This is a genomic window from Brevibacterium sp. (assembly GCF_022712115.1).
GTDB classification, from domain to species: domain Bacteria; phylum Actinomycetota; class Actinomycetes; order Actinomycetales; family Brevibacteriaceae; genus Brevibacterium; species Brevibacterium salitolerans.
Window position 1 is genome coordinate 24,077 of the sequence record NZ_JALAHB010000076.1, and the last position, 14,957, is coordinate 39,033.

At 70.1% G+C, this 14,957-nt stretch carries 17 protein-coding genes; 9 read left to right on the plus strand and 8 right to left on the minus strand.

Annotation, left to right across the window (positions count from 1 at the left end; all coding sequences use genetic code 11):
• Nucleotides 1-143 precede the first annotated feature (143 nt).
• The gene (locus tag Q0A33_RS04635) at nucleotides 144-1,067 is read left to right on the plus strand and encodes a M23 family metallopeptidase (protein WP_291793818.1); all 924 of its coding nucleotides are present in this window, start codon (nucleotides 144-146) and stop codon (nucleotides 1,065-1,067) included.
• A gap of 54 nt (nucleotides 1,068-1,121) precedes the next feature.
• Here the strand turns inward: Q0A33_RS04635 and Q0A33_RS04640 are convergent, their stop codons facing one another.
• Nucleotides 1,122-1,559 (minus strand): VOC family protein, encoded by a 438-nt coding sequence (locus tag Q0A33_RS04640; RefSeq protein WP_291793821.1) that lies wholly within the window; start codon nucleotides 1,557-1,559, stop codon nucleotides 1,122-1,124.
• A gap of 128 nt (nucleotides 1,560-1,687) precedes the next feature.
• Here Q0A33_RS04640 and Q0A33_RS04645 point away from each other — a divergent pair, with 128 nt between their 5' ends.
• The 4 genes from Q0A33_RS04645 (at nucleotide 1,688) to Q0A33_RS04660 (ending at nucleotide 5,042) form a co-directional block, all read left to right on the plus strand.
• The gene (locus tag Q0A33_RS04645) at nucleotides 1,688-2,251 is read left to right on the plus strand and encodes a dihydrofolate reductase family protein (protein WP_291793824.1); all 564 of its coding nucleotides are present in this window, start codon (nucleotides 1,688-1,690) and stop codon (nucleotides 2,249-2,251) included.
• A 112-nt stretch (nucleotides 2,252-2,363) separates the two neighbouring features.
• Nucleotides 2,364-3,539, plus strand: a complete 1,176-nt coding sequence (locus tag Q0A33_RS04650) for a low temperature requirement protein A (protein WP_291793905.1) — start codon at nucleotides 2,364-2,366, stop codon at nucleotides 3,537-3,539.
• On the plus strand, nucleotides 3,536-4,315 hold the full coding sequence (locus Q0A33_RS04655) for a class I SAM-dependent methyltransferase (protein ID WP_291793826.1): 780 nt from the start codon (nucleotides 3,536-3,538) through the stop codon (nucleotides 4,313-4,315). Before Q0A33_RS04650 ends, Q0A33_RS04655 begins: the two co-directional genes overlap by 4 nt.
• The gene (locus Q0A33_RS04660) at nucleotides 4,308-5,042 is read left to right on the plus strand and encodes an O-methyltransferase (RefSeq protein ID WP_363316534.1); all 735 of its coding nucleotides are present in this window, start codon (nucleotides 4,308-4,310) and stop codon (nucleotides 5,040-5,042) included. The genes Q0A33_RS04655 and Q0A33_RS04660 overlap by 8 nt, the downstream gene beginning before the upstream one ends.
• 13 nt (nucleotides 5,043-5,055) lie before the next feature.
• On the opposite strand, the gene arfB is transcribed toward Q0A33_RS04660, so the two are convergent.
• Together arfB and Q0A33_RS04670 are read right to left on the minus strand one after the other, a co-directional pair.
• The gene (gene arfB / locus Q0A33_RS04665) at nucleotides 5,056-5,496 is read right to left on the minus strand and encodes an alternative ribosome rescue aminoacyl-tRNA hydrolase ArfB (protein ID WP_291793831.1); all 441 of its coding nucleotides are present in this window, start codon (nucleotides 5,494-5,496) and stop codon (nucleotides 5,056-5,058) included.
• A 101-nt stretch (nucleotides 5,497-5,597) separates the two neighbouring features.
• On the minus strand, nucleotides 5,598-6,173 hold the full coding sequence (locus Q0A33_RS04670) for a 1-acyl-sn-glycerol-3-phosphate acyltransferase (protein WP_291793834.1): 576 nt from the start codon (nucleotides 6,171-6,173) through the stop codon (nucleotides 5,598-5,600).
• A 35-nt stretch (nucleotides 6,174-6,208) separates the two neighbouring features.
• Here Q0A33_RS04670 and Q0A33_RS04675 point away from each other — a divergent pair, with 35 nt between their 5' ends.
• Together Q0A33_RS04675 and Q0A33_RS04680 are read left to right on the plus strand one after the other, a co-directional pair.
• Entirely contained in the window at nucleotides 6,209-7,777 is a 1,569-nt protein-coding gene (locus tag Q0A33_RS04675) for an acetyltransferase (protein ID WP_291793837.1), read from the plus strand.
• 93 nt (nucleotides 7,778-7,870) lie between these two features.
• Nucleotides 7,871-8,443: a DUF664 domain-containing protein gene (locus Q0A33_RS04680; protein ID WP_291793840.1), complete on the plus strand. Its 573-nt coding sequence runs from the start codon at nucleotides 7,871-7,873 to the stop codon at nucleotides 8,441-8,443.
• Between the two features lie 16 nt (nucleotides 8,444-8,459).
• Here the strand turns inward: Q0A33_RS04680 and Q0A33_RS04685 are convergent, their stop codons facing one another.
• Genes Q0A33_RS04685 through phnD form a run of 5 tightly spaced genes read right to left on the minus strand, consistent with a single transcriptional unit; the run spans nucleotide 8,460 to nucleotide 12,515 of the window.
• Nucleotides 8,460-9,116: a TetR/AcrR family transcriptional regulator C-terminal ligand-binding domain-containing protein gene (locus Q0A33_RS04685; RefSeq protein ID WP_291793843.1), complete on the minus strand. Its 657-nt coding sequence runs from the start codon at nucleotides 9,114-9,116 to the stop codon at nucleotides 8,460-8,462.
• Nucleotides 9,113-9,874 carry a tyrosine-protein phosphatase gene (locus tag Q0A33_RS04690; protein WP_291793846.1) on the minus strand — a complete coding sequence of 254 codons (762 nt, stop codon included), beginning with the start codon at nucleotides 9,872-9,874 and terminating at the stop codon, nucleotides 9,113-9,115. Before Q0A33_RS04690 ends, Q0A33_RS04685 begins: the two co-directional genes overlap by 4 nt.
• Entirely contained in the window at nucleotides 9,871-10,713 is an 843-nt protein-coding gene (gene phnE, locus Q0A33_RS04695) for a phosphonate ABC transporter, permease protein PhnE (RefSeq protein WP_291793848.1), read from the minus strand. Before phnE ends, Q0A33_RS04690 begins: the two co-directional genes overlap by 4 nt.
• A complete protein-coding gene (locus tag Q0A33_RS04700; protein WP_291793851.1) occupies nucleotides 10,710-11,585 on the minus strand; it encodes a phosphonate ABC transporter ATP-binding protein in 876 nt (291 codons plus the stop codon). Before Q0A33_RS04700 ends, phnE begins: the two co-directional genes overlap by 4 nt.
• Nucleotides 11,586-11,594: 9 nt before the next feature.
• On the minus strand, nucleotides 11,595-12,515 hold the full coding sequence (gene phnD, locus Q0A33_RS04705; protein ID WP_291793853.1) for a phosphate/phosphite/phosphonate ABC transporter substrate-binding protein: 921 nt from the start codon (nucleotides 12,513-12,515) through the stop codon (nucleotides 11,595-11,597).
• 311 nt (nucleotides 12,516-12,826) lie between these two features.
• Here phnD and Q0A33_RS04710 point away from each other — a divergent pair, with 311 nt between their 5' ends.
• On the plus strand, nucleotides 12,827-13,024 hold the full coding sequence (locus Q0A33_RS04710) for a DUF4287 domain-containing protein (RefSeq protein ID WP_291793856.1): 198 nt from the start codon (nucleotides 12,827-12,829) through the stop codon (nucleotides 13,022-13,024).
• A 273-nt stretch (nucleotides 13,025-13,297) separates the two neighbouring features.
• Nucleotides 13,298-14,767, plus strand: a complete 1,470-nt coding sequence (locus Q0A33_RS04715) for an amino acid permease (protein ID WP_291793910.1) — start codon at nucleotides 13,298-13,300, stop codon at nucleotides 14,765-14,767.
• The last annotated feature ends 190 nt before the right edge of the window (nucleotides 14,768-14,957 follow it).

Below are 14,957 nucleotides of genomic sequence, written 5' to 3' on the forward strand. Positions count from 1 at the left end.
AGCTGCACAGGCAGCCCGAGGCCACCCGCCTCGATGTGGGTACGGCTGACTCCCGCCGCTCCAGGCGGCATCCATTCTCTGCTACTACGTTGATACGTAATAACGTACACTGACGAAGTATGGATGCTGTGCGAGGTGGAGCTGTGAGACGATTGGTGATCGGCGCGTACCGGATCCGCGCTCTTGCGTATGCCGTTGCTGTGGTGGTGCTCGTCGCAGTGGGGCTGTCCACCTCCGCTCCTCTGGACGAGCGCGTGCACCGCGTCCTGGCTCCGCTGGCGTTCGTTGCGCTGGCTCTGTTCATTCTGAGTGTCGTGCTCATGTTCCTGGGCCCGCGCGTCCTTCCGGCGCATGAGGTCCGTGTGGTCTCCTCGCCCGTGCGGGGGCGTTGGCTGGGTATGAACAGCCCCGCCACGAAGGTTCCCAGTCACGGCGTCCGGATGTATGGGCAGGCGTACGCGATCGATCTCGTGCATGAGCCCGAGGCCGGCCCCAGTGCCGGAGCCGAGGCGGTGGGCGGGCCGGAGACCGCAGCCGGAGTCCGCCCGGTCTTCGGCAGCGGACCCGCCATGCGAAGGCCGCAGGAGTATCCGGCGTTCGGGCAGCCGGTCCGTGCGATGATCGGCGGCACAGTGGTGCGCGCCTCGGGATGGCGACGCGACCATCGGGCCCGTTCGAACGGGTTCGGCCTCGTCTACTTGATGGTCGAGGGGATGGTCCGGGAGCTGGGCGGCCCCGGGTTCATCCTCGGAAACCACGTCATCATCCGGGGCGACGACGGGGAATTCGCCGTGCTCGCACATCTGCAGCAGCACTCGCTGAATGTGCGGCGGGGCGATGTGGTCCGGGCCGGCCAGCAGGTCGGCCGATGCGGCAATTCGGGCAACAGCAGCGAACCCCATGTGCATGCGCAGCTGATGGATCGGCCCTCTCCGCTGACGGCGCAGGGTCTCCCGCTCGCCTTCCGGGCCATCGTCCTGGACGATGAGGCTCAGGAGCAGGACGGCCTGCCGCAGAACGATCAGCACATGACGGCCTCACACCTGGACCGCGAACTGCCGGGCTGACGAACCTCTCACCTCGACGGCTGCCGGGGCGGGTGCGCCTCCGGATGAGCCCGCTCAGTCCTTCTGCAGCTCCTGCGCCAGCATGACGAGGATGCCGCTGGGGCCGCGCAAGTACGAGAGCCTGTACACGCCCTGGTAGTCCGCCACCCCGCGCAGCGGACGGCACCCGTGCCTGGCAGCGGTGGCGATCGCCTCGTCGATGTCATCGACGGAGAACGCGATGCGATGCATGCCGATCTCGTTGGGGAGAACCGGCTCCGTCTCGATGGCGTCCGGATGGAGGTATTCGAAGAGCTCGATCTGCCCCTGCCCGTCAGGGGTCTGCAGCACGGCGATCTTCGCGTGGTTGCCGTCGAGGCCCACCGCGGTGTCCGCCCACTCGCCGCTCACCGTGTCACGGCCGACGACCTCGAGGCCCAGGTCCGTGAAGAAGGCGATGGTCTCGTCGAGATCGCGGACCGCAATGCCCACGTTCTCCAGTTTGATGCCCATGCGGAGAATGCTACTCCCGCTCTGCCGCAGTTCTCGGGTTTGTCGGCGCATTCTCCTTGTCGCAGCGACGCCGTGGTTCTACGCTCGGACTGAGCTCTCTGTGAGCCGCATCCGATGGAGGAGCAATCATGGGAACGCTGAGCTTCACTGCGACCGTGTCACTCGACGGCTATGCCGCTGACGCGAGCGGGGACTTCCAGTGGTCGGCTCCGGACGGGGAGGTGTTCCAGTTCCACATCGAGCGGATGGCCGCGGTCTCGACCGAGGTGCTGGGCCGCAGAACCTACCAGCTCATGCGGTACTGGGAAGCAGAGCCCGAGGCCGAGGCCTGGACCGCTGCCGAGCACGAGTTCGCCCGCAGGTGGCGGCATGTGGAGCACATCGTCGCTTCGTCCACCCTCGCCCGGACCGACCTGGGCCCGGGGGACAGCCGCCTCGTACCGCACCTCGATCTGGCTGAGCTCGAGCGGATCGTGGCGGAGGCGGATGGTGAGGTCGAGATCTTCGGTCCCACCACGGCGAGTGCGGCGATCCGTGCGGGCCTGGTGCAGGACTTCCGGTTCTTCGTCGTCCCCAAGGTGGTCGGCGGAGGTCTGCCGGCCCTTCCCTCTGACGCACGCCTCGAGCTGGACCTGAGGGAGCAGCGCGTCTTCGGCAATGGCACCGTCTACCTGCACTACGCGCCACGATGAGGCGGCGGGCACGTGGCCGCTCCGGCGGAACGGATCGGCGCCGGACCGTGCGTCCCGGCGGTTCCGCATGTCCCTTCCGGTGCATGCGCGAGGGGACTGCCCCGTGACCGCACTGTCCCGTGCGCGCCTCCGCCCCATGCGTCCGCGGGACCCGCACGAACCCGGCAGAGTCGCGTCGTCGCTCGAACTGTTCTTCGACCTCGTCTTCGTGGTCGCCGTCAGCATCGCAGCCGTGCAGCTTCACCATTCGCTCACCGAGGGGCATGTGCGCGAGGGGATCCTCAGCTACGGCTTCGTCTTCTTCGGCATCTGGTGGGCGTGGATGAACTTCACGTGGTTCGCCACCTCCTTCGACACGGACGACTGGCTCTACCGGGTGCTGACGGTCCTGCAGATGGGCGGCGTGCTCGTGCTGGCCTCGGGGATCCGCCCGGCCTTCGAAGAGCGTGACTACACCGTCCTCGTCCTCGCCTATGTCGTCATGCGTCTGGCTCTCGTGGCGCAGTGGCTGCGCGCATCCCGCCACGCGGGTCCGTCCCGCCGCGCCACGCACATCTACGCGGCGGGTGTGACCGTCGTCCAGGTGCTCTGGCTGCTGTCCCTGCTGCTCCCCGCGCAGCTGACCACTCCCTCGATGCTCCTGCTGGTCGTCGCGGAGCTTGCCGTGCCCGTTGTCGCCGAGAGCACCGGGAAAACGCCCTGGCATCCTCATCACATCACCGAGCGCTACGGCCTGTTCACCCTGATCCTGCTGGGCGAGAGCCTCCTCGCCTCCGCCAACGCGATCATCGAGGCCGTGCATGAGGCGGAGACGCTGGGCCCGCTCATCGCCGTGTCCGCGCTCACGCTCACCGCCACCGCGGCGCTGTGGTGGATCTACTTCTGGCCGCCCCACCACCATGCGATCAGAGGCCTCCGGGGCTCTCTGCTCTACGGCTACGGGCACTACTTCATCTTCGCCGCGGCCGGAGCGTTCTCCGCCGGGATCGAGGTGGAGATCGACCTCCTCACCGGTCACAGCTCCCTGCATCAGCCTCTTGCCTCGTTCTCCTACACCATCCCCCTGGCCGTGTTCGTGTTCGGCGTCTGGGCGCTTGCGATCCGCCCGTGTGCGGACGGATGGGTGAACGCGGCCGTCCCCCTGGGCAGTCTGCTGGTGCTCGTCGACCCGCTGCTGCCCGTGCCCTTCGCCCTCACGACCGCGATCCTCATCGCCGTCGTCGCGGTGCTCGTATGGCGTCAGCAGGAGACCGAGCAGGAGACCGCGCAGGAGGGCGAGGACGCATGACCTCTGCAGCCTCGGGACCCGATGCGATCTTCGCCGATGCGCGGCTCGCCGCGGTCTACGATGCGTTCGAAGGCGACCGAGACGATCTTGCGGCCTATGCGGCGATGGCGGAGGAATTCCGGGCCTCACACATCCTGGACATCGGCTGCGGGACGGGAGCCTTCGCGACCTCGATGGCGCGCAGAGGTCTGCGCGTCACCGCAGCGGATCCCGCTGAAGCCTCGCTCACGGTCGCGCAGGGGAAGCCCGGTGCAGCGGCAGTCCGCTGGGTGCACGGCACCGCCCAGGACGTCCTGCCTCTGCAGGCGGACCTGGCCTTCATGACGGCGAACGTGGCCCAGGTGTTCCTCACGGACGCTGAGTGGATGTCCTGTCTGCACGCGATCCGGGCGGCGCTTCGTCCCGGTGGCCGCCTCGTCTTCGAGTCCAGAGATCCGCGACGGCGCGCGTGGGAGGACTGGACGCGGGCACGGACGCATCGCTCGGTCCGCACCGCTGCGGAGGGGGAGGCGGATCGCTGGGAACAGCTGCGCTCCGTCGACGGAGAGTTCGTGACCTTCGAGACCGTGACCGTGTTCCGGCGGGACGGGGAGCGGATCGATTCGTCCTCGACCCTGCGCTTCCGCAGCCGCGAGGCGTTGGCGGAGACGGTGGAGAGGGCAGGGTTCACAGTGGAGGAGGTGCGAGACGCGCCGGACCGCCCCGGCCGGGAATTCGTCTTCGTGGCCCGACGGCCCGGCGAGAGCTCGCCGGGAGAGAGGAACGCACATGACTGAGGAGACGCGGCGCACCAGACAGGTGGAAGCGCGGCCGGAGGACGTGCAGCTCACCCGGGAAGAGGCGGAGGCGTCCTGGGACGCCGTCGACGCGTATCTCGCGGACGCGCTCGTCGACGAGGATGCTGCCCTCGCAGCGGCCCGCCTCTCGAGCAGCGCCACCACGATGCCGCACGCCGCCGTCTCGGCTGCCCAGGGCGCGTTCCTCGCCCTCCTCACGCGGCTCACCGGCGCGAGGCGGGTCCTCGAGTTCGGCACGCTCGCCGGGTACTCCGCGCTCTGGTTCGCACGGGCGGTGGGGCCCGCGGGACGCGTGGTCAGCCTGGAGCTGGAGGAGCAGAACGCCCGGGTGGCCCGCGAGAACGTCGCGCGAGCACAGGTGTCCGAGCGGGTGGAGGTGCGGGTGGGCTCGGCGGCCGAGTCAGCCGAACGCCTCATCGCGGAGGACGTGCCGCCGTTCGACCTGGTGTTCATCGACGCAGACAAGCCGAGCAACCCGCAGTACCTCGACGCCGCTCTCCGCCTGACCCGGCGCGGGGCCCTGATCGTCATCGACAACGTGGTACGGTCCGGTGCGGTGCTCGACTCCGCGAGCGACGATCTCAGGGTCCGAGGGGTCCGCGCGGTGGTGGACGCGGTCGCCGCACATCCGGCCCTCGAAGCCACCGCGCTGCAGACGGTCGGCGTCAAGGGGTGGGACGGCCTGCTCCTCGCCCTGCGGCGGTGAGCGGCCCCCACACCTATTCCGCTCCCGGCCGCCTGCGGTACTGCTTCGTCTCCGACCGGCGGCGCTTGCTCTCGATCCGCCGGCGTCGTGATCCTCTCGTGGGTCGGGTGGGTCGGCGGACCGCCGGTGGCACGAGGGCCTCACGCAACAGTTCCGCGAGCCGGGCCCGCGCGGCGGCGCGATTGCGGCGCTGCGCACGGTGCTCCTCCGCACTCACCGTCAGCACAGTGCCGGCGAGGCGACCGGACAACCGGTCCATGACCCTCGCACGCTGCTCCTCGGAGAGCGCCGTCGTCGCAGCGAGGTCGAGGCTGAGCTGCACCCGCGAGTCCGCCGTGTTGACTCCTTGCCCTCCCGGCCCGGACGCGTGTGAGAACTGCTCGACGAGCTCCCTCGACGGCACTGTGAGGCCGCGGGGAGCGCCGGGTCCGGGGAGCACACGCAGATCGTCCACAGGACGAGTGTGCCTCAGCCGGGGACGATGTGCAGGCGCGGGGCGCCGGCGGAACGATCTGACCCGGGCGCACTCCGCCCCGCAGCCGGCGTTCCCGGCCGTCAGTATGCCCTGCCCTCCTCCCGCAGCCGGGGCTCCACCCGCCGGTGCGGACGCAGTCCGGCCTTGTCCGCGTAGAAGGCGCGGATCCGATCCATGTCCGCACCGACATCGCCGCTGAGTTCGAAGGTGGGCCCCAGCCCGCTGGTCATGGTGGAGCGGTCGACGTAGCCCAGCGTGACGGGCAGCCCGGTCTCCCGCGCGATCCGGTAGAAGCCGGACTTCCAGTGCGTGTGCCCGGACCGCGTGCCGTCCGGGGTGATGACCAGACCGAAGCCGTCACCCGTGCGCACCCGGGCGACCACCTCGGCGACGGTGCGCGAAGGATCCTCCCTGTCCACGGCGATGCCCCCGAGTGCGCGCATAAGCGGACCCCTCCACCCGCGGAACAGGCTCTTCTTCCCCATCCAGCGGATGTCGATGCTCAGGCGCCACGCGATCGCGAGCATGAGAGCGAAGTCCCAGTTGGAGGTGTGCGGAGCCCCGATCAGCACGGTGGGACGCGAAGGCGCGGGCTGTGTGCTCAGGTTCCAGGGGCTGACCAGCCAGAACGCGCGGGCGAGAAGTGAGCGGAGCATGCCCTCAAGGTAGAGGACTGCGGTACCGTCTGCGCATGGTGTCCACGAAGTGCAGCGAACCCGTGCCCGAGGTGGTGATCCGCGGAGCGGACGGCCCGGCCGAGCATCCGCGGCTGGTGCAGATCTGGCGCAGCGCCGTCGATGCCACCCACGATTTCCTCTCCGCGCGGGACAGAGATGCGATCGAGGCGCGCCTCGCCTCCGCGTACTTCCCACACGTGCGACTCCACGTGGCTGAGCTCGCGGGGGAGGCGGTGGGGTTCGCCGGGACCGCGGAAGGCAGTCTCGAGATGCTGTTCGTCGACGCCGGTCATCGCGGGCAGGGCATCGGCGGCGCGCTCCTCGCGCATGTGCTCCGGACGGAGGCGGTGACACGCGTCGATGTGAATGAGCAGAACACGGAGGCGGCGGGCTTCTACGCCTACAGCGGTTTCAGAGTGGTGGGGAGGAGCGAACTCGACGGTGAGGGCCGCCCGTACCCGCTGCTGCACATGGAACTGGCTGGACTTGATCCTGACCTGCTGCTGGCGGGCCCGCGCGGCCGTCGGCTGCTGCTGGAGTTCGCGCTCGCCTCTGCGGAGCCTGAGTTCAGTTCAGCAGTGTTCCTCGCGGCTGCGGCACTCGATCCGGAGCCCGCCCACACCGTGACGATGTGCGCCTATGATGCGGCGGCCACCGGCTTCGCGGAGGGGGCTGAACCTGCCACAACCGACACCGTCGGGGCCATGCTCGCCGATGTCCGCCTCGCCGAACCCACAGCCGAGGCACTCCGGAGCGCCTTGACGTCCGCGACGGAATCCGCGCGCTACTGGCAGGAGCCGGACGGTGAGGATCTCCTCGCCGCAGCAGAGCCGGTGCGCACGCAGCTGCGTCGGGTGGCTGTGCACATCGCGGCCTCCCCGTACGCGCAGTGGCTGACCGCCTCGGTGGCCGCGAGGCGGCAGTGGTCCATTCAGTGGGAGGACGCGCCCGCCGTTCCTCCGCTGACGGATCCGAGCTCCACGCTGCGGGACGCATCCGTGCGGCTGCTCCAGGACGAGGCGGAGGCCGCGCAGGGGCGCCCCGAGGATCCCACTGCGGGTTGGAGCGGCGCGTGGTGGTCCACGCCGTCCCACTCAGTCCCTTCCACCACGGGCGAATTCGTCGACGGCACACCGGCGGGACTCTGCTTCGTCGAAGACGGGCTCGGATGGCAGAGGGCCGCGGCCCACGCGTGGGACGTCCCCTCCCATCTGCACATCCTCGAGATCGACGGGCCCGAGGTCTGGGCGGATCTCTGCCGACGCTTCCCTCTCGAGGTCACCGCCTCGATGCGGCATGACTGGTTCCGCACGACGGGCAGGAACGGCCGATGGGTGGTGCCAGACTGGGCACAGGTGGCCGAGCACTTCGACGGGGTGCACCTGACCCCTCTCACGTATCTCGCTGCGGCAGGCACGGCGATCTCGGTGGGGCCGGACACAGCCAGCGTCATCGCCGGATGGAACCCGGACCAGACCTTCTGGTTCTCTCCTGCAGTCGGCTTCAGCGGCATATCCGTGCAGTGGGAGCTCCACGACGTCGGCGAGGAAGAGGCCTGGAGGAAAGCGCCCGCCCACGCCTGACCACCAAGAGGAGCGCTTCGAGACAGCCAGGCGGGTCGCTACGAGCCGCGGGGACCGGCACGGGACACCAGCCCATCGCAGAGAGGACGACGAATGGAAACCGGCACAGCTCCCGGGACGGCGGCGGAGACCCACCTTGTCCGGCTCATCCTGGAGAAGTTCGACGCGCTCGTGGAGCTGACCGCGCAGCTCGACGACACCGCTGCGAATGCAGTGCTCCCGGTTGCCGGGAGCAATTCCGCGGTGCAGCTCCTCGTCCACTGCTGCGGCCTCCTGCGGCGCTGGTCCTCGACCGTGAACCTGGGCGTCGAGGTGCAGCGGGACCGCAGCGCGGAGTTCGAGGCGGTGATGCCGGTGGCAGAGGCCCTGGCGCTGGCAGCGCGCACGCGTCCGGCATTCCTCGCCGACATCGCCGCGACGGATCTCGCGGCACCACCGCGGGTCTCCCCGCCGGACCACGACGACTACTGGACCTCGTCCTGCGAGGGCGTCCTCCTGCACGTGCTCGAGGAGCTCAGCCAGCACCTGGGGCACGCGGAGGTCACCAGAGACCTGGTGCTGGGTGCGCGGCCCCGGGACCCGCACGGGAGCAGCCGCGAGTCCATGGACCCCCTCGCCGCCGAGCAGGGGCCCGAGGCGTACTTCGACCAGCAGCGCGCGGACTGATCCTGCCGCCGGCGGCTCAGCCCTCCGCCGCCATCCCACGCCAGGCGGTGTCGAAGGCCGCACGGCAGCGTGCGAGCGTGTCAGCCTCCCTCAGGTCCGCGCCCCGCACGACCACCTGGTAGTAGAAGACGCCGTTGATGAGGTCGATGCACGCCTCCGGGTCGAGGTCCGCGCGCAGTTCGCCGCGCTCCATCCCCAGGCGCAGCGCCTCGACCATCGGCGCGCGCCGCCGCTGCACGTGGGAGTCCCAGTAGGCCCGCTGCAGCTCGGGATTCTCGAGCACGAGCATGAGCCTCATGCGGAACCGGCGGTCGCTGTAGCCCCGGCCCCGCGTCGCCTCGGGGTCACCGAAGAGCAGCGCGAGGAAGGTCTCCCTGATGGTTCCCGAGGTGTCGGGCCGGATCGGCGCCCGCCCCCGGTCGAGGGCCGCCGCGATGAGGGCTGCGAGGCTCGGCCAGCGCCGGTAGAGAGCGGCGCGGGAGACCCCGCTCGCCGCCACCACCGCATTCACGCTGATCCGCTCACCCGCATCGATGAGTCCGATGACGGCGTCGACGATCCGTTCGTCGTGCTGGGGATCGCGCGGCCGGCCGGGCCCGGACGCCGCGCGTGTCGCTGCGGTGCACGGGGCCCGGCCGGTGCGCGTCCCGCCGCGAGCGGCGGCGGTGCTCATGCGTGCGCACGCTCCCTGAGCGTGGAGACGAGGCCGTCGGTGAGGCCCGCCGCCCGCAGCGGTGCCAGCGGGTCCGTGTGCGTGCGGGTGAGGTGGCTCAGCAGCCCCGCCATCGGTGCGGGGGAGAACTCCGCGCGCATCGCAGCCTTCGCGGCATCCTCCATGCGGATCCCCGTGCTCGCGAGCAGGGGCTCCATGACCGGGGCGATCCGCTCCCTGATCCGGGCGGAGTTGCCGCCGGTGCGGGCGTAGTCGGTGATGATCGCCTCGGGCTCCGCGCCCAGGGCCAGGAGGAGAGAGGCCGCAAGCACCCCCGTGCGGTCCTGACCTGCCGCGCAGTGGAAGGCCGTCGCACCCGGGGAGGCCGCGACGATCGCCAGCGCCTGCACGATCCGCGGTGCCGCCTGCTCGTACATGCGGATGTACATCCGTTCGAAGGAGGGCTGGTGCGTGAGGGTCTCACCGTCCTCCTGTCCTTCGTCCACGGAGGCGAGGAACGGGACGTGGTGATAGGTCACGGGCTGAGCGGCCAGGGGACCGCGGCCGGTGAGCCGCACCTCGGCGGGGGTGCGGAGGTCGATGACCGTGGTGAGGCCCTCGCTCACGAGCCCTGCAGCCGTGTCGGGGTCGACGGTCGAGAGGTCGTCCGCGCGCAGTGCGAAGCCGGGGCGCACGGGGCCTGCGGCCGCCGGGATCCCGCCGAGATCGCGGAGGTTGACGGGCGCGGTGAGCGGGATGCTCAGGGTGGGGGCGGTCATGTGATCTTCCTTCTGATGAGTGCGCTGAGCTGGTCGATGATCGTCACGAGGACGATGATGCAGAGGACCATCGCGCTGAGGTGGCCGTATTCGTAGCGGTTCATGGCGGTGGTGAGCTCGAGGCCGATCCCGCCGGCGCCCACGAGTCCCAGGATCGTGGCGCCGCGGATGTTGCCCTCGAAGAGGAGCAGCGTGTAGCTCGTGAGCATGGGCAGCGCCTGCGGCACGATCGCGTACTGGATGATCTGGCGCCTGGAGGCGCCCACAGACTCCATCGCGGTGACGGGACCGCGGTCCACCGCCTCCATCGCCTCGGCGAAGACCTTGCCGATCGAGCCGATGGAGCCGATCGTCATCGCGAGGATGCCGGCGAAGGGGCCCAGGCCCACGGCGGAGACGAACATGAGCGCGATGACGAGGTCCGGCAGCGCGCGGATGACATTCATCGTCCACCGGCACGGGTAGTACAGCCAGGTCGGGGCGATGTTGCTCGCGGCCCCGAACGCGACGACGAGTGAGAGCACCGCGCCGATGACGGTGCCGACGACGGCCATCTGCAGGGTCTCGAGGAGGAGGGAGAGGATGAGGCCGATCTTCGAGAAGTCCGGGGGGAACATCCGGCCGAGGAACTCGCCCATGTTGGCCGCGCCCTCGCCGAGCTTGAGGAAGTCGAACTGGGCGCCGTTGGCGGACCAGACGAACAGCACCACGGCCGCGACGGCGCTGATGCCCACGCGGGCGCGCGGGAGGCGGAAGGCCCGTTCCATGCGCGCGCGGTCCCGTGCGTCCAGCTGCGGGGCCGAGGTGCGGGTGCGGGAGACGGTGGTCGCGGCGGTCACTCTGCTTCCTCCTCCGTGTCGTAGACGGGTGACAGGCTCTCCGCATCGAGGTCGGAGGCCTTTCCGGAGACGACGACCTCGCCGTGGCGCAGGCCGATGATCCGGTCCGTGTGTTCGAGCGCCAGCGGGAGTACGTGCAGGCTCACGAGGACGGGGATCTGCTCCTCGCGGGCGATGGAGCGGAGCAGTCCGAGGACGGTGTGGCTCATCCGGGGATCGAGCGAGGCCACGGGCTCGTCGGCGAGGATGAGCCGCGGATCCTGCATGAGCGCGCGGGCGATCGCCACCCGCTGCTGCTGCCCGCCGGACAGTGAGCGGGCCTCGGCCCCGGCCTTGTGGGCGATGCCCACGCGGTCGAGGAGCTCGAGGGCGCGGGCACGGTCCGCGCTGCGGAAGGTGCCCAGCAGATTCGCGGTGCCGGCGCGGTGCAGCGAGCCCGTGAGCACGTTCGTGAGCACGCTGAGGCGGCCCACCAGGTTGAACTGCTGGAACACCTGGCCCACCTGGGCGCGGAGGGCGCGCATCCGGCGCTGCGGCAGACCGGCGACGTCGAAGCCGGCCACCTCAGCGGTGCCGCCGGTGATCAGGGCGAAGCCGGTGAGCGCCTTCATGAGGGTCGACTTGCCGGAGCCGCTGGAGCCCAGCAGCGCCACCGTCTCCCCGCGGAACAGGTCGAGGTCGACGCCGTCGAGCACGAGCGGCTCGTCCGCGGAGTAGCGGACCTGCAGACCGCGCACACGGGCGAGGGCGGTGCCGGTCGCGGAGGAGGACGACACCGCAGCAGAAGTCGGGGCCCGCGCGGCCACGACGGTCGGTGCAGTCGCGGGGGAGACCCCGTCGCGGGGCATGGGAGCGAGAGCGGGAGCGGCCATGGTTCCTCCTCAGTCCAGGTCCGAGATGTCGACGTCCGCGACGGAGGCGATGTCGACGAAGGGGGTGAAGACGTCGTCCGCGGGTTCGACCATGGGCCCGACGCCCTCCGGGATCGCCTCCATGTAGACGCCGAGCGTCTCGCGGTTGGCGTCCGAGTACACCCGCGGAAGCGCGTCGAGGAGCGCTGCGCGCTTCTCCTCGCTCATGTGCTGGCTGCCGAGGACGGAGACGGAGACCGGCATGGAGATGCTCTCGCCGATCGAGCGGGTCTCACCCTCCTCGAACGGGAACATGGGGTCGTCCTGTCCGGCCATGGCGGTGAAGATCGTCGAGGTGCACGCGACATCGGCCTGGCCCTCCCGGAGTGCGACGAAGCTGCGGTCGTGACCGCCGGAGAACAGCTCCTCGAAATCGCCTTCGTCCGCACGCAGGCCCACCTGGTCGAGCATGTGGGTGGGCATGAAGTAGCCCGAGCTCGAGGCGGGATCGGCGAACGCGACGGTGGTCTCGGGCGTGATGTCCTCGAGGCTCGTGAGCGGCGAGTCGTCGAGGACGATGCAGCTGGACACCGGCTCCTCGGTGCCGGGCCAGGCGACGAGCGAATCGACCTCGCCCGTGCTGACGGCCAGCGCGGAGGGGAAGCCGCTCATGAGGCCGATGTCCTCGTGGCCGGCGCGGACGGCCTCGATGACGGCGGAGTAGTTGGGCACATCGGTGATCTCGACGGTCATCCCGGACTCCTCCTCGATGAGCGCCTTGAGCTCCTCGACGGGGGTGGCTACGGAGGGATCGTCGGTCACGGGCATGGTGGCGAAGCGGATGACGTCGTCGTCCGAGGCGGTGCCGCCGGAGGCGGAGGCGCATCCGGAGGCGAGGACGGCGACGGCGGAGGACAGTGCGCAGGCGGTGAGCACGGCACGGGTTCGCATGGTGGCGGAGGCCTTTCGTTCAGCGGTGTCATCGAAGGTGACGGCACCATGGAAGGCCGCCGAGGTGTCCGCGAATTACGAGAACGCCGGTCTCGAAGAGGAAGGGAGGGTGAACGATCGGTGAGGACTGTGGCGCTCGCCACTCGGAGCGGGTGCTGCCCTGTGCCGCGGGCGCAGACCGCCGCTGCCGCGCGCGGCTGTCTCCTCAGGCAGCGGAGGCCGGGGCGAGGGGCCTGGCGCTGTGCACTCCTGCCGCGCATACTGAGGAGGAGCGGACGCCGGGCGTCGAAGGAGAGCAGCGTGGCCGACAGATGAAGGGCCCCAAGTCCTACTTCCCCTCCATCGAGGAGAAGTACGGCAGGCCGATCGACGAATGGATCGACGTCCTCCGTCCCCACGCGGGGCTCAAGCACATGGAGCAGGTCGAGGTCCTCAAGGACATGGGCATGGGACACGGGCACGCGAATGCGCTCGTCCACGTGTTCCGGACCGAGCACTCCGGGGCCTAGCCGCGGCCCGGCTCCGCCGCCGTCACAGACCACTGAGGCCTCGGAACCGAGGTCGCCGGCGGCACCGCGCCTGCTCCCGGGGTCGAACCGCGCGGGAATCTGTCCTAGGCTCGTTCCGCCCTGCCGTCGTCCCCTCGGCGCAGGGCGACGGTGAGCAGGACCTCCTGTTCCCTCCCCGAACCATGAGGTGTGAAGAACGTGCCCGAGAGCCCCGCCACCGCCCAGGACGAGCCACCGGAACAGGATGCGCCACCGGGGCAGCCCGAGGCGGAGGTGACCTTCAGCGAGAGCGGGGGCGCGGGTCTGCGCCGTCGCCTCACCTCGCGCCACCTCAGCATGATCGCGATCGGCGGGGCCATCGGCACCGGTCTGTTCCTGGGATCCGGAGGCACCATCTCCCAGGCCGGCCCCGGCGGGGCGCTCCTCGCCTACGCAGTGGTCGGCATGATGGTCCTCTTCGTCATGCAGTCGCTGGGCGAGCTGTCCACGCACCTGCCGGTCGCCGGCTCGTTCCACACCTACGCCGCGCGCTACGTGAGCCCGTCCTTCGGATTCGCGATGGGCTGGAACTACTGGTTCAACTGGGCGATCACGCTCGCCGCGGAACTCGTGGCCGCCGGCGTCATCATGTCCTTCTGGTTCCCGGACGTGCCGGCCTGGATCTGGGCCGCGGTGTTCCTCGCCCTGCTCACCGGCCTCAACTGGCTCTCCGCCCGGGCCTTCGGCGAAGGCGAGTTCTGGCTCGCGCTCATCAAGGTCGTCACAGTCCTCGTCTTCCTGGTCCTGGGCGTCCTCATGATCCTGGGCGTGCTGGGCGGTCCCTCACCCGGCTTCTCCAACTGGACGCACGGCGACGGGCCCTTCGTGGGCGGCTGGGTCTCCGTCGTCAGCGTCTTCATGATCGCGGGCTTCTCCTTCCAGGGCACGGAACTGGTGGGCGTGGCCGCAGGGGAGTCCGCGAACCCGCGGCGGGACATGCCGCGGGCCATCCGCTCCGTGTTCTGGCGGATCATGCTCTTCTACATCGGCGCCATCGCCGTGATCGGCTTCCTGCTGCCGTACACGGACCCCTCGCTGCTGGCGGCGGCGAACAGCGAGGACATCACCGCCTCGCCGTTCACCCTCGTGTTCGAGCGCGCCGGCATCGCGCTGGCCGCCGGGGTGATGAACGCCGTCATCCTCACCGCCATCCTCTCCGCAGGGAACTCGGGCCTCTACGCCTCCACGCGCATGCTCTACGCGATGGCGAAGGAAGGCGTGGCGCCCCGGCTCTTCGCCCGGCTCAACGAACGGGGCGTGCCGGTGATGGCACTGCTCGCCACTGCGGCCATCGGGCTGTTCGGCTTCCTCACGGAGGTGATGGGCGACGGCGCGGCCTACACCTGGCTCATCAACGTCTCCGGCCTCTCCGGCTTCATCGTGTGGGTGGGCATCGCCTGGTCGCACTTCAGATTCCGCCGCGCGTGGATCCGGCAGGGAAGGAACGTGAGCGAGCTGCCCTACGTCGCCCCGCTGTTCCCGCTGGGGCCTCTGCTCGCGATCGTGCTGCTCCTGGTCGTCATCATCGGCCAGAACACGCAGGCGGTCGTCAACGGCCAGGTGCTCGAGGTGGTCTCCGCCTACATCGGCCTGCCGGTGTTCCTGGCCGTCTGGGGCGTGCACCGCGCGGTCACCGGCCGCGCGTCCCGTCAGGTGCCGCTGGAGGCGGTGGACCTCTCCGGGGCCGAGGCCTCGCCGGACTGAGCACCGGCGCCTCCGTGCTGTACCGTACCCTCAGCACACGTCTGTGATTCACGTCTCCTTGCATCCCGGTGCAGCCCCTGCGTCGCGGCTCCTGCGGTGGGGTGCATGCGGTGCCGCTCATCCGAGGAGCGGAAGGCTGTGGCGCGGGCGCGGAGTGCGACGATGAGGACGAGGACAGCAGGGAGCATCC